The following is a 17,475-nucleotide window of genomic DNA, read 5'->3' as shown; positions in this document are numbered from 1 at the left end:
TCTTCGCACCAACCTTGACAAATTATGTTCTCAGTGATAATAGCTCTCACCTCTACGATTATATCGTATTGATATGCTTATAACCTTACATGGAATATAGTATTTCTGTGTCGGAAATTGGAGAATGGTGGAAGTTTGCGCTTTCCATCATGCTTTCAATGGTTTAGTAGACAAAACCATTGAATCATAACCAGTTCTAATGGTACGCTTGAGTTATTAAAAACGGATTGGGGTTGAACAAATATGCCACATCAAATAGATCCGTTAATAGATCGTCTAGGACTATCCATGTGGAGAGTACAGCGTAAGATTATGTCTCAAATGTCTTTGCACAAAGAACTCGGACTTACGGTGCCACAGATGGGTCTGTTAAATATGATAGCGAAAGAAAAGAAGTCGCGGGTGGTACAGCTGGCAGAATGTATGGAGGTCAAATCCAGTGCGGTGACGGTGATGCTGGACCGTTTGGAGGTGCTGGGTTATATCAAACGTGAGCCGGATGGGAAGGATCGGAGAGCGGTTGTAGTGACGATCACCGAAAAAGGTCAGCAGGTGCTCGAAGAAGGACATTTCCGGTCCAAAGAACTGCTGGCGGAGCATTTATCCATACTGAAGCCCGAAGAACTACGCAACTTTGCAGAGTATTACCGTATGATCGAGGACCAGGAGCGTTAGTCAGCTAAGCTTCGGAATGGATATCTTTATAAAAACAGCAGAGCAGCGGTTCTCCTTATTGGAGAATCGCTGCTCTGCTGTTTTTGTTCGTTGGCTGCCTACGCCCTGTAATTTATTGTTTAGGTTGTTTGTCAGGCAACTGAGTGATATAGCTGTGGGAAAGCTGTAAAAGCCTCAAGGCACGGTTATATTCGTCTTCAGTGGCACTCGGCGTTGTTCCATTGTTATAAATAGAGTACTGAGTGTTGTCTTCAAAGCTGTTACCAGGAATAAGCAATCCTGAGCTGGCAATGAATGAACCAGAAGGTAAATAATATCGTTCTGGCAGCAAATTATAAGTCTGACTGAGTAGATCTTGACCAAAATATACGTTATTCTCTAATGAAATCCCAAGCAGACTGGCTGCGGTTGGCATGATATCTACTTCCCCGCCTACTTCGTCAATGGTCTGCGATGCTACGCCAGCACCTGCATGAATAAGCAGAGGGATGTTCATCATATCCGCATAACTGTATTCATGACCATAGATTTCAGTCATCAATTCTTTATCATCATGATCGAGGGAATAAATCGGCAATCCCATATGATCTCCATAAATCATGATTACACTATTGTCCCAGACACCATTTGCTTTTAGCTCTTCTACAAAATGTCCAAAAGCATCATCCGCATAGTTCTGGGAACGGATATAGTCACCAACAAAAGTACCTTCATAACGCTCTGGCAGCTTCATGCGGTATTTTTCTTCCGGAATAGTAAAAGGGTGATGCGCTGACATTGAAATGACTTGAGCGTAAAAAGGCTGCTCCTGTTGGTCCATTTCTTGTAGTTTATCGGCTGTCTTACTGTAGAGCGTATCATCAGAAGCTCCAAAGAAGAAGACATCATCTTCACCAAAAAATTTGCGGTCATAATAATGATCGAAGCCGAGGGAGTCATACAGCTCGCCGCGGTTCCAGAATTCTACGACATTGGTGTGGAAGGTTGCTGTCTGATATCCATTTTCTTTAAGCACGCGTGGCAGACTTGGAAGTACCTTATCCACATAAGACATCGTTGCCGCTCCACGTGGAGGGATGTAGAAGGAAGTGTTAACTACGAACTCTGCATCCGACGTATTCCCTTGGCCAACCATTTGATAGAAATTAGGGAAGTAAAGACTGTCCTTCATTACCTTGTTCAGGTTCGGTGTAATTTCTTGACCGTCTAATTTAAGTCCCAGCAAGAAATTCTGGAAAGATTCCATTTGAAGAATAATAAGGTTCTTGCCTTTAGCGATGCCTTGAAGTGGAGAACTAGCCGCAGTATTAATCCCCTTCAATTTGTTGATGGCATCCTGTGTAATGTCACTTGAATCGACTAGCTCAGGCTCTTCTTTAGCGAAGATCGTATAAGCTTCATAATTAAGAATTCCCATTTCTTGAGCTTTCTTAATTTCGTTCATACTGGCCTTATTAGGCAAGATGTTGAACAAACATAAAGCAAGTGAGACTGCAAACAGAACACTATACTTAAGTTTTCCGCCACGGCGGTGGTTGATATTCTCTTTCTTATAGACCCGGCCTTTTTTATTAAAGAAGAAGTAGACGCCAAGAATAATGATGTCTGTAAAAATCAGCAGGTAGTATGGATCCATTAGTGAGAATACGCTGTTGCTGACGGCGGTGACTTGATTCACCTGCTCCGCTGCATGGTAAGTCACAATAACACCGTAATATTTAAAATACATAATGGCTGCGAAGAAAATGGCTGTCACTAATAAATTTACGGTCATGTAATATCCGAGCTTGCGCTTGGAACCAAAACGTTCAATGATACAGAAGAGCGCCCAAGCAAAGGGGATTTCAGTTAATAATGATTTCCAGGGCAATATATCGTCAAAGATTACGCCCCATGCCAAGAAAGCTTTTAGAATAAAAATTATTGTGAAAAACACAAAAGGTTTAACGATCCACTGTTTAAAGTTAAAGGATGACACAGCTTCGCCTTCTTTCTACATGATAAAACGCCATTTCCCGGCTAGGAAGAAACAGCGCCCAGACAAAATAATTCCATAGTAATAAAATTTATTATGCAGGGCTAGCTATAGAATGTCAAAAATCGAGAACCTAAGTATAAGCTTAGTGGAGCGCGTAAAGTTGAACACAAAGGGTTGAAGCTGACGCTCCTGCTCTCATGCAGGGTTATACAACGAATTCAGGACTAAAATGGCAATTGGGAACAAAAAGGATATATGGATAATAAAAGGAGGTGATGCTGGATGAGCTCTACAGTAGCTTTATCAGTTAGAACTCTCGTTGAATATGTTTTTCGCAGCGGAAGCATTGAACCTGGCTTTCATGGAACGGGCGCTATGGTCGAAGGCACAAGAATTCATCAGAAGATCCAAAAGCAATATAAGGAAGGTGACCGCAAGGAGGTTTATTTGAAAACGGAGATTCCTTATGGAAACCTGCTTTATGTTGTAGATGGGCGTTGTGATGGATTGCTTGTCTCGGAGGATGGGAGCTTTACGGTCGAAGAAATCAAATCAACCTCCGGACTGCTGGATTTACTGGATGAAGGACATGAGGTTCATTGGGCACAGGCGCTGATGTACGCATATATGGTGGCTCTGGAGCAAGAGCTTTCTTCTATTCAGGTTAAGCTTACCTATGTCCACCGGGCTACTGATGAGCAAAAAAGCTTGTACCGAACGTTGTCTTTTGAAGAACTGATTTCATTTGTGAATGACACAGTGGCTAGATATGCTCCATACGCTGAGATGATGGTTCGTCATGATGCTAAGAAGGAGCAGAGTCTTCGGGAGTTGAGCTTTCCGTTCTCCTCTTATCGAAAGGGACAACGTCATTTTGCAGGAGCTGTATACAAGTCCGTCGTGGAAAAGGTCAGTCTGTTCGCTCAAGCCCCCACAGGTATCGGGAAAACAATGTCGACGTTGTTCCCTGTCCTTAAAGCGATGGGCGAAGGACAAGCTAAAGGATTGTTCTATTTAACGGCAAAGACGGTTACCCGTTTTGCCGCGCAGGAAGCCATCTCGCTGTTGCTAACGCAGGGTCTTCAGCTGCATGTCATCACACTTACCGCTAAAGAGAAGGCCTGTTTTCGCGAAGAGGGGATATGTGGTAAGGATTCCTGTCCTTATACGGATGGTTATTATGACCGGATCAACGAGGCATTAATGGATCTGTTAGAGCATGAGACGCTGATGAGCAGAGACACCCTTGCACTGTATGCTCACAAACACAAAGTGTGCCCATTTGAGTTCTCGTTGGATGCAGCCTATGCCTGTGATGCTGTGATCTGCGATTACAATTATATATATGATCCTCGCATCAGTCTGAAACGGCTAACAGAGGAAAGAAAGAGAGAAACGGTACTTCTAGTAGATGAAGCACATAATCTGGTAGACCGGGGACGGGAGATGTTCTCCGCCTCTTTGCTGAAAGCCCCTTTCCTGGAAATCCAGCGCCAATATAAAGAAATGAACCGGAATTTGAGTACAGCCGCTAAATCGGTGAATGCTTTTTTCATCTCCCTTCGCAAAATTTGTAATGAAGAGGGGCAAGGGCAGTGGGACTCGTTCCCGGAGGAGCTCCCGGCTTTGCTTGAGATATTTTCTTTGGAGGCGGAACAGGAGCTTATTCACCCGAGCTCCAGTATTGTCTCACTGAATGGGGAAGGAGAAGGGGGAAATGTCCTCTTGGATACCTATTTTGCAGTTCAGGGCATGCTCCGCACCTTTAAGACCTATGATGAACGCTACATTACCTATGCGGAGGTTCGTAGAGGGGATGTCTATCTCAAGCTATTCAATTTGGATCCCTCGCATCTGCTACGGCAGATGTCCAAGAGCTTTCGCAGCCAGATCCTGTTCTCAGCTACACTTTCTCCATTATCTTACTACCGGGATATGATTGGTGCAGCGGAGGAAGATTACAGTTTAACCGTGTCTTCCCCTTTTCAGAAAGAGCAGTGGGAAGTAACCGTCTTACCTGTCTCCACACGTTATCATGACCGGGAAGCCTCCCTAGTTCCGTTGACTAAAGCACTGAGCCAAATGGTCTCTAAAAAGGGCAACTATCTGGTGTTTTTTCCTTCGTACCTCTATTTGCAAAACGTATATCAGGCCTTTACGGAGTATTACCCTGAAATCCGGACATTGATGCAGGATACTGGCATGAGCGAGCAAGCTAGAGAAAGTTTTTTAGCCGCATTTAGTCCAGATAATGACGAGACGTTATTGGGATTTGCTGTACTTGGAGGGATTTTTTCAGAAGGTGTGGATCTGCCAGGGGATCGCCTCAATGGGGTTATGGTTGTTGGCGTTGGCCTGCCACAGCTTGGTCTTGAACGCAATCTGCTGCGTCAATATTTTAATGCCAGAGGAAAAAATGGCTTTGATTATGCCTATGTCTATCCGGGAATGTGTAAGGTACTCCAAGCCGGAGGCAGGTTGATTCGCAGCGAGACGGATACGGGCATTATCGTGTTGGCGGATGACCGTTTTTTGCAGAGTCCATATATGCATTTGCTTCCCGAAGAATGGAGAGATTATCTTATACGCTCATAAGAGGTTATAATCTACGAAAGGGTATTCATAATCAATCGGCAGGAGGAAATAATATGACAATAAAAGTGGGTATTGTGGGTACAGGTTGGTTCTCTAAGGTACATGCTGATTTGCTGGCGGGGATGGCTGATGTCCAGTTGCAGGCAGTCTGTGGAAGCAGTAAAGCCAAAGGCGAAGATATGGCACGTCCATATGGAGCTGCTGGATATGGTGATATTACAGAGATGTTGGATGCGGAGAAGCTTGATGCTGTTTATATCTGTGTGCCTCCACAATCTCATGGTGCGATTGAACGTTCATTAATCAAGAGGGATATTCCTTTTTTTATAGAGAAGCCGCTTAGTATGACTACTGAAATTCCTGCCAGCTTGCTGCAAGATATTAAAGAACATAATTTATTGACCTCGGTAGGCTACCATTTCCGCTATCAAGAGAATGTTAATAGGCTCAAGGAAACACTACGTGGTGACAAGATCGGTATGGTCATGGGCCAGTGGATGGGCGGCATGCCGGGCGTAGCTTGGTGGCGTGATCAGGAGCAATCCGGAGGACAGTTCACCGAGCAGACCACTCATATCGTCGATTTGGTGCGTTATCTGGCAGGAGAGGTAAAAGAAGTATACGGCATGTTCGGAAATCGAATTATGCATGAGCAGCATGAAGGTGTGAGTGTAGCCGATGTAGGTACCGTATCTCTGAAGCTTGAGAATGGAATCATAGCTAATATTTCAAATACATGTGTGCTGCCTGATCCGGTAGGAAGTGTAGGTCTTAGTTTCTATAATGATCGGGGATTGCTGGACTGGAACCCGGATCGTCTCTTGGAAGTGCGAAGTGGCAATAGCACCGAATTTGAAAACACAGGAAATCCATATTTAGTGGAAAGTGAAGCTTTTCTGTATGCTGTACGGACAGGAGATCGTTCGCGTATTCTCAGTGACTATGAGGATGGATTCAAGACGCTTAAAGTAACTTGTGCGGCTTACGAGTCCGCACAAAGTGGACTTCCGGTTAAATTCTAAGTTCGGATTCTTAAAAAAAGGACATGCCGCCTTAGATGTGCTAAAGAGACATGTCCTTGGCTCAAGCTGGGTTAGCCTAGTGGAGGAATATTGCGAGTAAAGCTGGCGCCACACCTATGGATAACAGCGCGGACAGAATCATCGCAATACTGGAGATGGTTCCGGTCAGTGAACTAAGCTCGAAGGCCTTGGATGTTCCTGTACCATGCGCAGCGGTTCCCAGCGATACACCACGCGCGATTTCATTGTCAATGCGGAAGATGCGGAGTACTGTAGGGCCCATCATTGTACCGAGTATCCCGGTAATGATGACGAAGACTGCAGTAATACTCGGTACACCGCCGATACTTTGCGAGATGCTCATAGCGATCGGTGTAGTCACCGAACGTGGAACCAGACTGGCTGCCAGATCGCCGCTGACATGCAGCCATTTGGCGAGCAGAATGGAAGAGATCACCGCTGTTATCGTCCCTGACAGCACGCCTGCCGCAATTTCGGCGGCGTGCTTTTTGAGCACCTTGAAGTTTTTATGCAGAGGGATTGCAAAGGCCATAGTTGCCGGTTGCAGCAAATCCGTCAGCCATTTGCCTCCCGCATTGTAAGAATCATAAGTAATGCCTGTGATGAGTAAGAAGATAATCATAAGCACGGGTGTAATGATCAATGGAGAGGTGTACACTTTGCCACTAGAAGCATAAATGCGTTTCGCCAGTAGATATACAGCAACCGTAAGACCGAAGAATAATAGAGCGTTTAACATGATCCTTTCCGCTCCTTTGCTTTGTAAATTCTACTGGTAAGTAATCCGGAACTGGCCATTACAACAATCGTACCCAAAATGACCACCGCGAGGATTCGTAAACCATCAGTTTCCAGAATATTGGCGTATTTCATTACGCCGATAGCAGATGGAATAAAGAACAGCAAGAGCTCAGCCAGTAGCCAAGAAGCACCAACTTCAACCCAATTCAGATGAATGACACCAAACTCAAGCAGAAGAAACAATATAATCATTCCGAGTATGCTTCCGGGAATAGGGATATGCAAAAATGGGGTTACAGCATTGATTAGTAATGAGAATAGGGTGAGTCCCGCTACCTGCAGCAAGCCTATAACAATCTTTTTCATAAGGCTTCGCTCCTTTCATGATAATGAAAGTTTACATCAATTGTTTTCATAGGTAAAATGAATAGATTGAATAAATGACATTCCTTTTGTCTATGGATCGGAGGTTGGAAAATGGATATCCGACAATTAGAATATTTCGTCCAAGCAGCACGAATGAAAAGCTTTACTCGGGCTGCCGAATCCTTATATATTTCACAACCTACGATCAGTAAAATGATCCGGAATATGGAGATCGAGCTGGAGGCTGATTTGTTTTACCGTGAAGGGAAAAGTGTCCGGCTTACAGATGCGGGGGAAATTCTGTTCACCAAAGCGCAAAATATCGTGGAGTCGTTCGCCAGCTTGTCTTCTGAGCTGGATAGCTTACGAAATTTGGAGCAGGGCCACATCCGCATCGGTCTGCCTCCAATGGTAGGAGCGAGCTTTTTTCCTTCGGTGATTGGTCAATTTCATAAACGTTATCCGCAGGTTACTATTCGTCTGCATGAGGATGGCGCGAAAAAAGTGGAGGAAGATGTAGAAACGGGCTTGTTGGATATCGGAATGGTTGTGCTGCCTGTAAATACAGCCAAACTTCATTGCTTCACCTTTGTTGAAGAGAAGCTGAATCTTATTTTACCTGTTGGACATAGATTGGCCGAGGCAGACCTTGTTCCGTTAAGTGAACTAGCCGAAGAGGAGTTTGTGCTGTTCCGGGAGGATTTTACGCTGCATGATCGGATTATTACGGAATGTGTGAAGGCGGGATTTCAGCCTAAGGTTATCTATGAGAGCTCCCAATGGGACTTAATTAGCCGTATGGTGGCTGCCGGAATGGGAATCGCATTGCTGCCAGAAACCATTTGCCGGGATATGGATCGTTCACGATTGGTCGTTGTGCCTTTGACGGATCCGGTAATTCCGTGGCAGCTTGCTATGGCGTGGCGTAGAGACCGTTATTTATCTTTTGCGGCACGCGAATGGATTGCTTTTGCAAAGGGACTTTTGCGAGAACAGTATCCAAATGAGCTCCCTGACGAACTTGCGGAGGACTCTGAATAAGTAGTAATTCCGTTTTTGTTAGAAGCTCTACAATTTTTCTTTTTTTTGAAAATATGTTTTTTGGTATCATGACTTATGATAGGAGAAGATGTTGATAGAGAGAAGGAGAGAGATGTGACACAAAATCCAAATTCCTCCAAGAATAATCATAGAAAAGATTATAAAGAAGATGAGCTACTTGTAACTATAGAGAGTCTTAGATGTGAATTGCTGGAGGTTGCAGAGCAACGCAGTCTTAGTGACCGTGCTGTTCTAGAGCTCAGTGAGCGATTAGACAGCTATATTTTGCTGGCACAAAATAAGATGATGGAAAATTTGCGCAACCGGAAAGCCGGCATTACATCCTATAGTAGAAGTTCCAAAACCGCCATCACTGTTAGCTAAACTACCAACAACATAGAATTATAATACTATGAAGATGTTACTGATCTAGAGGAGCGTATTAGGCTCCTCTATTTGTCGTACAATCTATTTGTTGTACAATCCATAACTTTCACCTATAATGTCAATTAATAGAATCTTTTCAAGTCAAACTTTGGGGGTGCCGAGTGGAGGGAAAGTTAACAACTATACGCTCAGAAATTGAGAAAAATTTGTCCCGCTCCGGCCATAATCTTGCCTCATTTTCAAAAATTTGTGGCCTGAATCGAGGCAGCCTCAGTGCAATTCTGCATGGAAATCCGCCGAAGCCTATGTCCTTGGGACAAGTAGATGCAATTATAAAAGCCTTTGGTTTTCCAGAAGGTTGGTTATATCCTCTATATGTTGATGAATGCTTCAATGATGAGAAGGTCTCACGCCGTAGAGTGGAGCCTTTTCTGATTCGTTGTGCTGAATTGGGCAAACAGAATTGCATTGATGAAACTATAAGCAGATTATTAGAGTCTACCAAGCCGCTGGATATCATTTATTCTGTTGCTGATAAATTATTCAATAAAGGCAAAGTTCAGGAATCCATGTTTTTTTACAAGATTGTAGTAGAGAACGAGTCGGATAGTTATAGTGAACGTCTCGCGATCAGTCATTATCGTAATTTTAAATTTTTGCAAACACTTGATATGGAGGAGAAGCTACGCGCAGTCATTAGCTTTAGTCCTTTTAGGGGGCGCCTTCCGGAAAATTTGCAATTAGATGGTTTATTGATGCTGACACAGCTATGTTTCGCCCTTCGCAGATGGGAAGAAATGGAGATCTATGCTGATGAGTTGAGAGCTTTAGCCAATGCAGTTTACCGCCAAGAACTGCGGAGGAGCGGAGACAAACGAAGAGAAGAACTCTGTACGGAACGTCCGCTCGTTGTTTATTATGGACACGGATATTTGCTTAAAGCAATTTCGTTGACGAAGCAAGGTCAATATGAAGCGGCGAAGAAATATACCGCTGGTTATGCAGACTTAGGCTGGTTTGAGATGTTGGATGAAGTAGGCCAGCAAGCTGTAGAACAATTCCGATTATTTGCAGTTGGGAACAGTTTCACACTGGAAATGTTGGAGGGAAACGTAAAGGTTGTACCGGACTATGTAGCTTTTTTGGCTGAGCACCCCGGAGAAATATTGCCAGGACTCATTATTATTATGGAATCGGCTAATCATTACAGATTTTCTGTAGACGATGTGCTTAAACGTTTTGCACGGGAAATGTTACGATTTGAACAGTTTGAAGATCCCATTAATATTGACCGATTATATCGGTTGTACTATCAAATTGCCATGTATCTAATAAACAATGGACAATATATTACGGGTGTGGACTATATCATACAGTCTTTAGAGTTATCTATTAAGACTAATAATGGAATAGACTTCATTAAGTGCGTGACCTTGTTTGAGACCAATAGGGACTATGCAACTCTGAATCAACAGGAGAAATACAGAAAGCTGATAAGGGAGGTGAGAAAAGATGAAAAAATCACTATTGATGATGGCAGGCATTTTAGCATTGTTTAGCTTCATCATTATCGGCCCAGTTGGTTCCGGAAGTAACGGACCAATCACAACTTATGAGCACGGAGCAGGATTCTAAAGGTTATCCTTGGCAATATTCTATATACAGATACATATACGCATAACTACTCCCTTGCACTCGTGCTAGGGAGTTTTCTTTTTCGTAATAATTGATAGCGCATTCATAATTTGACAAAGCAATCTGGCGAAAATATAATTAGGTAGCCTAAATAATATAGTGTTTAATAATTAGTTGACCTAACTAAAATAGAGGTGAAGGAAATTGGGATAAACGGAGGAAATACAGAAAATACTGAAAATTCAGTCGCACACGGGCTTTTTGCGGCGATGAAACGCCTGCACAAAGCTCAATGGCAAAAGGGCGTTGAAGGCCACAAGCCAAGTGAGATGACTTTAATGATATGCATTGAAAAATGGAATCATTCTGATGAAGAGGGTCTCAAGGTGTCTGAAATCAGCCGACTACTTGGATTCACTCCTCCTACCATCACGCAGCTGATTAACAGTCTTGAAGCGAAACAGATGGTGGAAAGACGCGCGGATCCTTCGGATCGAAGAGTTGTACGCGTGAAATTAACGGAAAGTGGAAAAGAACTCACACGAAAAGCAGAACATTATCGTGATGTGATGCTTGATAAGCTTGTGCAACACTTAGGCGAAAAAGACACTAAACAGCTCACAGAGCTATTGCTTAAGGTACATGAATACGTTGAGGATAATCCACCACCTGATTGGGATAGGCTACAAATGAACGGAGATGAGAAGCTTGATTAAATTATTTAAACAACTGAAGCCTTTTAGGGTAGCTATTGGTGCTGTATTAATCCTTGTATTTTTGCAGTCCATGGGCGATTTATACCTTCCTACTCTGATGTCCGACATCGTCGACAAAGGGATTGTTCAAGGAGATCGCGCTTATATTTGGAAAATAGGTAGTTTCATGCTCCTGGTTGCAGGTGGCGGTGCTTTATGTTCGGTAATTGCCAGTTACTTATCGGCAAAAGTAGCAGCCGGGTTTGGTAAGCTCACCCGTGCACGAGTATTTAACCATGTAGAAAATTTTACGCTGCATGAATTCGATAAGCTGGGTACAGCTTCCTTGATTACACGTACAACAAATGATATTACACAAGTTCAAACGGTACTTACTATGATGTTGCGCATGATGATCGGAGCACCGATGATGATGATTGGTGGTATCATCATGGCAGTATCTGAAGATGCTAAATTATCATTGATTTTTGTAGTCGTTATTCCTGTACTTGTAGGGGCGATCTTCTTTATTGGGATGAAGGGTCTGCCACTGTTTAAAGCCATTCAGATTAAGCTTGATAAATTAAACCTGGTGCTGCGTGAGCATCTGACAGGTATTCGTGTTATTCGTTCTTTTAACCGGATTGATCATGAGAATAGACGTTTCACCGAAGCTAACCGTGATCTTACGGATACAGCTATCAAGGTCAATAAAATTATGGCCGGCCTGATGCCGCTGATGATGATTGTAATGAACTTTTCTATGATTGCTATTCTTTATTTTGGTGGAATACGAATTGGTGATGGCGACTTGCAAGTTGGGTCCCTGATGGCATTTATCCAATATGCAATGCAAATTATGTTCTCTCTGATTATGGTATCGATGATGTTCGTGTTAATTCCGCGTGCTTCAGCTTCAGCCGTGCGTATCAATGAGGTACTGGATATGCAGCCTGAATTTACTGATCCTACTGAGAGTGAACTGCATACAACAGCTCAAGCTACTAAAAAAGACGGACGCGATTCTTTGCGTGGTTTTGTTGAGTTTGAGAATGTATCTTTTTCCTATCCAGGGGCAGAACAGCCTGCACTTTCGAAAATTAGCTTTAGTGCTCGTCCGGGTGAAGTTACCGCGATTATCGGGGGTACCGGATCGGGTAAATCTACACTGCTTAGCCTGATTCCAAGATTCTATGATGTTAATGAAGGTGCTGTACGCGTAGACGGAGTGGATGTACGTGAGATGACACAGGAAGAGCTGCGGAGCAAAATCGGTTACATCCCACAAAAAGCAGTATTGTTCTCGGGTACGATTAATGAGAACATCCGCTACGGTAAAGAGGATGCTACGGATGAAGAAATCATTCATGCATCTAAGGTGGCTCAAGCCTACGATTTCGTATCCGCGATGAAGGATGGGTTTGACTCGGAAATTGCTCAGGGCGGGAATAACGTCTCAGGTGGTCAGAAACAGCGGTTGTCCATTGCTCGGGCGCTTGTGAGAAAACCTGAGGTTTATCTGTTTGACGATAGCTTCTCAGCTCTTGATTTCAAGACAGATGCCAAACTTCGCGCGGCTCTCAAATCTGAAACTACGGAATCCACCGTATTGATCGTAGCTCAACGGGTTAGCACCGTTATGGATGCGGACCGGATTATTGTAATTGATGAGGGTGAAATTGCTGGAATGGGCACTCACCGTGAACTGCTCGAGAGCAGTGATGTGTACCGCGAGATCGTATCCTCGCAGCTGTCAGAGGAGGAAATAGCATGAGTGAACAAAACAGAGAACATAAACCTGCAGCTCCCCGCGGCCATAAAGGTCCGGGTGGACCGGGTGGTCCTGGAATGAGGATGCCGGCAGAAAAAGCTAAAGATTTTAAAGGTACACTTCGTCGCCTAATCAAATACTTGCGCCCGCGTATGGTTCAATTGATTATTGTACTAATTATGGCGATTGCCAGTACGGTGTTCAGTATCTTCAGTCCAAAAGTTATGGGTAAAGCTACAACCAAACTGTTCGAAGGTGCTTACGGTAAACTGATGGGTGTAGAGGGTGCCTCCATTGATTTTGGATATATTAATGATATTCTGATCCTGCTCGCGGGATTGTATCTGCTTAGTGCTCTGTTTAGTTACATTCAGCAGTATGTAATGGCTGGTGTAGCGCAGAAGGTAGTTTATGACATGCGTGAGCAGATCAACAGCAAGCTGGAGCGTTTACCTTTAAAATATTTTGACTCCCGTACACACGGGGAAATTCTTAGCCGTGCTACGAATGACGTGGATAACATCAGTACCACGTTGCAGCAAAGTTTAACGCAGCTAATTACTTCAATCGTCACTATTATTGGTGTTATTGTGATGATGCTTACCATCAGCCCATGGCTGACGTTAATCACGATTACTACGTTGCCACTCAGCTTTATTGTGATTATGGCGATCTCTAAACGTTCGCAGACTTATTTTGTGAGACAGCAGAAATCGCTTGGCCAGTTGAATGGTCATGTAGAGGAAATGTATACGGGGCACCGGATTATTAAAGCTTTCGGCCGCGAACCGCAGTCGCTTAAAGATTTTGATGAAATAAATGATAAGCTTTATGATTCTGGCTGGCGGTCTCAATTTATGTCAGGTATGATTATGCCGCTTATGATGTTTATCGGTAACTTGGGTTATGTGCTTATCTGTGTTGTGGGTGGTATTTTTGTTACTAAAAAAATGATTGATGTCGGGGATATTCAAGCCTTCATTCAATATTCACGTCAGTTCACCCAGCCGATTGCACAAACGGCTAATATTGCTAACATTATTCAATCCACCATTGCTTCCGCAGAACGTGTATTTGAACTTCTGGATGAAGAAGAGGAAGTTAAGGAAGTTAATACTACACTTGTGAAGCTTGATGAAGGTGCTCCGGAAGGTTCCGTTGAGTTCCGTCATGTGAAATTCGGCTATAAAGAGGATGCTATTCTGATTGAGGACATGAATATTGAGGTTAGTCCAGGTCAGACTATAGCGATTGTCGGTCCTACTGGTGCTGGTAAAACCACTTTGATTAACCTGCTGATGCGCTTCTACGAGCTTAACGACGGGGAAATTATCATTGATGGCGTCAACATTACCGACATGAAACGGAGTGACCTACGTAGCAAGTTTGGTATGGTGCTTCAGGATACCTGGCTCTTTAACGGTACGATTCGTGACAACATTGCTTACGGTCGTGAAGGTGCATCTGAAGCTGATGTGGTGCGGGCTGCCAAAGCTGCACATGCCGATCACTTTATCCGCACACTTCCGCTTGGCTACAATACGGTGTTAAATGAAGAAGCTTCTAATATTTCACAAGGACAGAAGCAGTTGATTACTATTGCTCGCGCTATTCTGGCCGATCCATCGATCCTTATTCTTGATGAAGCCACGAGCAGTGTCGATACACGGACTGAATTGCTGATTCAAAAAGCGATGAATGCGCTGATGCAAAACAGAACCAGCTTCGTTATTGCCCATCGTCTCTCGACGATTCGTGATGCGGATCTCATCCTTGTCATGAATCAAGGTAGTGTAATCGAGAAAGGCAACCACGAAGAACTGCTGGCCCAAGGCGGATTCTATGCGGATCTCTATAACAGTCAGTTCTCTGAAGGAGATTTGGACGTAGGCTAAATTGAAGTGAAGAAAAAAGTATAGATAACCCATAAACCCCTCTTTTCACATGTTGCTGATTTTTTATGTGAAGAGAGGGGTATTTTATATGTGATGATGTGTTTTAATTTTTCTGAAAAATAAAAAAAGTTTGATTAAAAATTAAAGCATATATATGATAGAATAAAAAATGACCCGCGGCTCATTTTTAAGGCTGCAAGGTAAAGGAGAGGATGAAGGGAATGTCAGGCTACGGAAAATGGGTGGCAGGAAAAAAGACGAAGTGGATTACTCTTCTCGTATGGATAGTGCTTGTAGGTGCACTTACCCTGTTATGGCCTGCAGTGAATTCTCAGGTTGCTAATAATGCGCCTAACCTCCCAGATGATTCACAATCGGTACAGGCAGCAGCTATTGCAGAGCAAGAATTCCCTAGTGGAAGTGGAGTGCCGGCGCTGCTCGTATGGCATAGAGAAGGTGGGCTTTCACAAGATGATTTAGTACATATCACTGCTGTGTACAAGAAGTTGGAGCAGCAACCATTGCCCCATCAGAATTTTGTTCCCCCATTAGGACAACTGCCGCCACAGGCATTACAAGCCTCGTTATCTGAGGATCTTAGCACGCTGGTAACCCCGGTGCTTTTTGATAAAACGGCAGATAGTGATCAGCTCGGTGAAGCTGTGACAGAAATGAAGAAGATCATAAACACAGAGACGGGTGGAGACCCCTCCGCGGCTAAGGTAGATGGAAAAGACCTGAGTTTACGTGTTACGGGTCCAGTGGGCATCTCTATAGATGCTTCAGGCCTGTTTCAGAACGCAGACGTTTCCTTGTTAATTGCTACGGTTATGCTTGTGCTGGTGTTCTTATTGGTGATTTATCGTTCACCGATCTTGGCTTTTATTCCACTTATTGCGGTTGGATTCGCTTATGGTGTAACTAGTCCGATTCTTGGAAAAATGGCACAAGAAGGCTGGATCACAGTGGATTCACAGGCTGTCTCGATTATGACTGTTTTGCTATTCGGAGCTGGTACGGACTATTGCCTGTTCCTGATCTCACGGTTCCGGCAGTTATTGAAGGTAGAAGAGAGTAAGAGTCGTGCGCTTCTTCGCTCCATTACCGAATCTTCAGGTGCCATTGCTATGAGTGGCTTCACCGTCGTGCTCGCGCTGTTCGCGTTATTGCTGGCTAAGTATGGAGCTTATCATCGATTTGCCGTTCCATTTAGCGTGTCTATCTTCATCATGGGAATTGCCAGTCTAACTCTCGTACCAGCACTGCTGGCAATCTTCGGACGGACCTCGTTCTTCCCATTCATTCCGCGCACACCGCAAATGGAGGTAGAACGGGCTAAGGCTAAAGGCAAACCTGTTCCTGAACCCAAGGTTTCCCGTAAAAAGGGTATTGGCGGCTTGGTAGTAACCCGGCCATGGGCTATCGTGGGTGTGACCGTTATCGGACTGGGGATTCTGGCTTCATTCTCCAGTGGCATCAAATTTACCTATGATATCCTATCCTCTTTTCCTAAAAATATGGAATCCCGCGAAGGTTTCGACCTTATTGGCAAACAGTTCTCTCCCGGAGAATTAGCTCCAGCGAAGCTGATTATTGATACCCAAGGAAAAGCGAGCGGAGAGGATCTAAAGGTCATTCTTGGCGGACTCACCTATGTGGACACGGTTTCCGATCCGCAGCAGGGGGCAGTAAACAAAGATATTGTTGGTTTTGATATTGAATTTAAAAGCAATCCTTACTCACTAGAAGCGATGGGGCATATTCCCACCCTTCTTGATACCGCAGAGCAGGCATTAATCGATGTAGACGTTGCGAACCCTGCGGATCACGTGTGGGTAAGCGGACAGACGGCGACACAGCACGACACTAAAGAGATTGGGGATCGGGACACCGATCTGATTATCCCCGTAGTCATCGGAATGATCACCGTACTGTTGTTGATATATCTGCGTTCAATAGTGGCCACCATCTATCTGGTCGGCACTGTTATTCTCTCCTTCTTCTCAGCGCTTGGCTTAGGCTGGATTATCATTCACTATGTGATGGGAGCAGATGCTATTCAGGGAGCGATCCCACTGTATTCCTTTGTTTTCTTGGTGGCACTTGGAGAAGACTACAACATCTTCATGATCTCGAATATCTGGAAAAAGCGTAAAACCATGCCGCTTAAGCAGGCTATCGCGGAAGGAGTGAATGAGACCAGCTCGGTAATTACCTCTGCCGGCCTCATTCTGGCAGGTACATTTGCTGTATTGGCAAGCTTGCCGATTCAGGTGCTTGTGCAGTTCGGTATTATCACCGCTCTTGGTGTTCTGCTGGATACCTTCGTGGTTCGGCCGTTCCTTGTACCAGCTATTACAACGCTCTTTGGCCGTTGGTCGTTCTGGCCGGGTAAACATCAAGAGGCGGAGACCCCTCTGCCAGATGTAAGTAAATAATGAGTTTATAAACAAATAGGGATGTCTCAGAGCCATATTGGCTCCGGACATCCCTGTTTGTTTTAGGCTTGGGCACAGGACATCGCTGGATAATAGCGCTGCTTGTACCAACTAACTTAATTGTATCTATTAGGCTAATCAGTCTGCTAGACGATAGTTACTCTAAGTATTCACTGTGCTAATTAGTATCTAGAAGCGATAACTGTGTTGATTAG

General features: G+C 44.1%; 13 protein-coding genes. 10 read left to right on the top strand and 3 right to left on the bottom strand.

What is annotated here, in order from left to right; translation table 11 throughout:
• The first annotated feature begins 243 nt into the window (after positions 1-243).
• The gene (locus NST40_RS29500; RefSeq protein ID WP_081383619.1) at positions 244-675 is read left to right on the top strand and encodes a MarR family transcriptional regulator; all 432 of its coding nucleotides are present in this window, start codon (positions 244-246) and stop codon (positions 673-675) included.
• Between the two features lie 112 nt (positions 676-787).
• Here the strand turns inward: NST40_RS29500 and NST40_RS29495 are convergent, their stop codons facing one another.
• Entirely contained in the window at positions 788-2,653 is a 1,866-nt protein-coding gene (locus NST40_RS29495) for an LTA synthase family protein (RefSeq protein WP_342410263.1), read from the bottom strand.
• A 282-nt stretch (positions 2,654-2,935) separates the two neighbouring features.
• Here NST40_RS29495 and NST40_RS29490 point away from each other — a divergent pair, with 282 nt between their 5' ends.
• Positions 2,936-5,248: a helicase C-terminal domain-containing protein gene (locus tag NST40_RS29490; RefSeq protein WP_342410262.1), complete on the top strand. Its 2,313-nt coding sequence runs from the start codon at positions 2,936-2,938 to the stop codon at positions 5,246-5,248.
• 53 nt (positions 5,249-5,301) lie between these two features.
• On the top strand, positions 5,302-6,270 hold the full coding sequence (locus NST40_RS29485; RefSeq protein WP_076219739.1) for a Gfo/Idh/MocA family oxidoreductase: 969 nt from the start codon (positions 5,302-5,304) through the stop codon (positions 6,268-6,270).
• A 76-nt stretch (positions 6,271-6,346) separates the two neighbouring features.
• Here the strand turns inward: NST40_RS29485 and NST40_RS29480 are convergent, their stop codons facing one another.
• Both NST40_RS29480 and NST40_RS29475 read right to left on the bottom strand, forming a co-directional pair.
• On the bottom strand, positions 6,347-7,030 hold the full coding sequence (locus tag NST40_RS29480; protein WP_076123999.1) for a CidB/LrgB family autolysis modulator: 684 nt from the start codon (positions 7,028-7,030) through the stop codon (positions 6,347-6,349).
• Positions 7,024-7,398 (bottom strand): CidA/LrgA family holin-like protein, encoded by a 375-nt coding sequence (locus NST40_RS29475; protein ID WP_076123997.1) that lies wholly within the window; start codon positions 7,396-7,398, stop codon positions 7,024-7,026. The genes NST40_RS29480 and NST40_RS29475 overlap by 7 nt, the downstream gene beginning before the upstream one ends.
• A gap of 111 nt (positions 7,399-7,509) precedes the next feature.
• On the opposite strand from NST40_RS29475, the gene NST40_RS29470 reads away from it, so the two are divergent.
• The 7 genes from NST40_RS29470 to NST40_RS29440 all read left to right on the top strand — a co-directional run bounded on the left by NST40_RS29470 (position 7,510) and on the right by NST40_RS29440 (position 17,260).
• Positions 7,510-8,439: a LysR family transcriptional regulator gene (locus NST40_RS29470; RefSeq protein ID WP_076278300.1), complete on the top strand. Its 930-nt coding sequence runs from the start codon at positions 7,510-7,512 to the stop codon at positions 8,437-8,439.
• 114 nt (positions 8,440-8,553) lie between these two features.
• Positions 8,554-8,823: an aspartyl-phosphate phosphatase Spo0E family protein gene (locus NST40_RS29465; protein WP_076099698.1), complete on the top strand. Its 270-nt coding sequence runs from the start codon at positions 8,554-8,556 to the stop codon at positions 8,821-8,823.
• Positions 8,824-8,987: 164 nt separating this feature from the next.
• Positions 8,988-10,385: a DNA-binding protein gene (locus NST40_RS29460; protein WP_076105042.1), complete on the top strand. Its 1,398-nt coding sequence runs from the start codon at positions 8,988-8,990 to the stop codon at positions 10,383-10,385.
• Between the two features lie 345 nt (positions 10,386-10,730).
• Positions 10,731-11,177, top strand: a complete 447-nt coding sequence (locus tag NST40_RS29455) for a MarR family transcriptional regulator (protein WP_076124352.1) — start codon at positions 10,731-10,733, stop codon at positions 11,175-11,177.
• Positions 11,170-12,930 carry an ABC transporter ATP-binding protein gene (locus tag NST40_RS29450; RefSeq protein ID WP_076123992.1) on the top strand — a complete coding sequence of 587 codons (1,761 nt, stop codon included), beginning with the start codon at positions 11,170-11,172 and terminating at the stop codon, positions 12,928-12,930. Before NST40_RS29455 ends, NST40_RS29450 begins: the two co-directional genes overlap by 8 nt.
• Positions 12,927-14,822, top strand: a complete 1,896-nt coding sequence (locus tag NST40_RS29445; RefSeq protein ID WP_076123991.1) for an ABC transporter ATP-binding protein — start codon at positions 12,927-12,929, stop codon at positions 14,820-14,822. The genes NST40_RS29450 and NST40_RS29445 overlap by 4 nt, the downstream gene beginning before the upstream one ends.
• Before the next feature lie 212 nt (positions 14,823-15,034).
• Positions 15,035-17,260, top strand: coding sequence for an MMPL family transporter (locus NST40_RS29440; protein WP_342410261.1), 2,226 nt, complete (start codon positions 15,035-15,037; stop codon positions 17,258-17,260).
• Positions 17,261-17,475: the final 215 nt, after the last annotated feature.

Source organism: Paenibacillus sp. FSL R10-2778 (assembly GCF_038593035.1).
GTDB lineage: Bacteria > Bacillota > Bacilli > Paenibacillales > Paenibacillaceae > Paenibacillus_AQ > Paenibacillus_AQ odorifer.
Note: the sequence above shows the minus strand (reverse complement) of the source record. Positions and strands in the feature narration are given on the sequence as shown.

Coding starts and splice junctions, on each gene's coding strand:
- NST40_RS29500 (WP_081383619.1), top strand. CDS start 244: ATGCCACATCAAATAGATCCGTTAATAGATCGTCTAGGACTATCCATG.
- NST40_RS29490 (WP_342410262.1), top strand. CDS start 2,936: ATGAGCTCTACAGTAGCTTTATCAGTTAGAACTCTCGTTGAATATGTT.
- NST40_RS29485 (WP_076219739.1), top strand. CDS start 5,302: ATGACAATAAAAGTGGGTATTGTGGGTACAGGTTGGTTCTCTAAGGTA.
- NST40_RS29480 (WP_076123999.1), bottom strand. CDS start 7,030: ATGTTAAACGCTCTATTATTCTTCGGTCTTACGGTTGCTGTATATCTA.
- NST40_RS29475 (WP_076123997.1), bottom strand. CDS start 7,398: ATGAAAAAGATTGTTATAGGCTTGCTGCAGGTAGCGGGACTCACCCTA.
- NST40_RS29470 (WP_076278300.1), top strand. CDS start 7,510: ATGGATATCCGACAATTAGAATATTTCGTCCAAGCAGCACGAATGAAA.
- NST40_RS29455 (WP_076124352.1), top strand. CDS start 10,731: ATGAAACGCCTGCACAAAGCTCAATGGCAAAAGGGCGTTGAAGGCCAC.
- NST40_RS29445 (WP_076123991.1), top strand. CDS start 12,927: ATGAGTGAACAAAACAGAGAACATAAACCTGCAGCTCCCCGCGGCCAT.
- NST40_RS29440 (WP_342410261.1), top strand. CDS start 15,035: ATGAAGGGAATGTCAGGCTACGGAAAATGGGTGGCAGGAAAAAAGACG.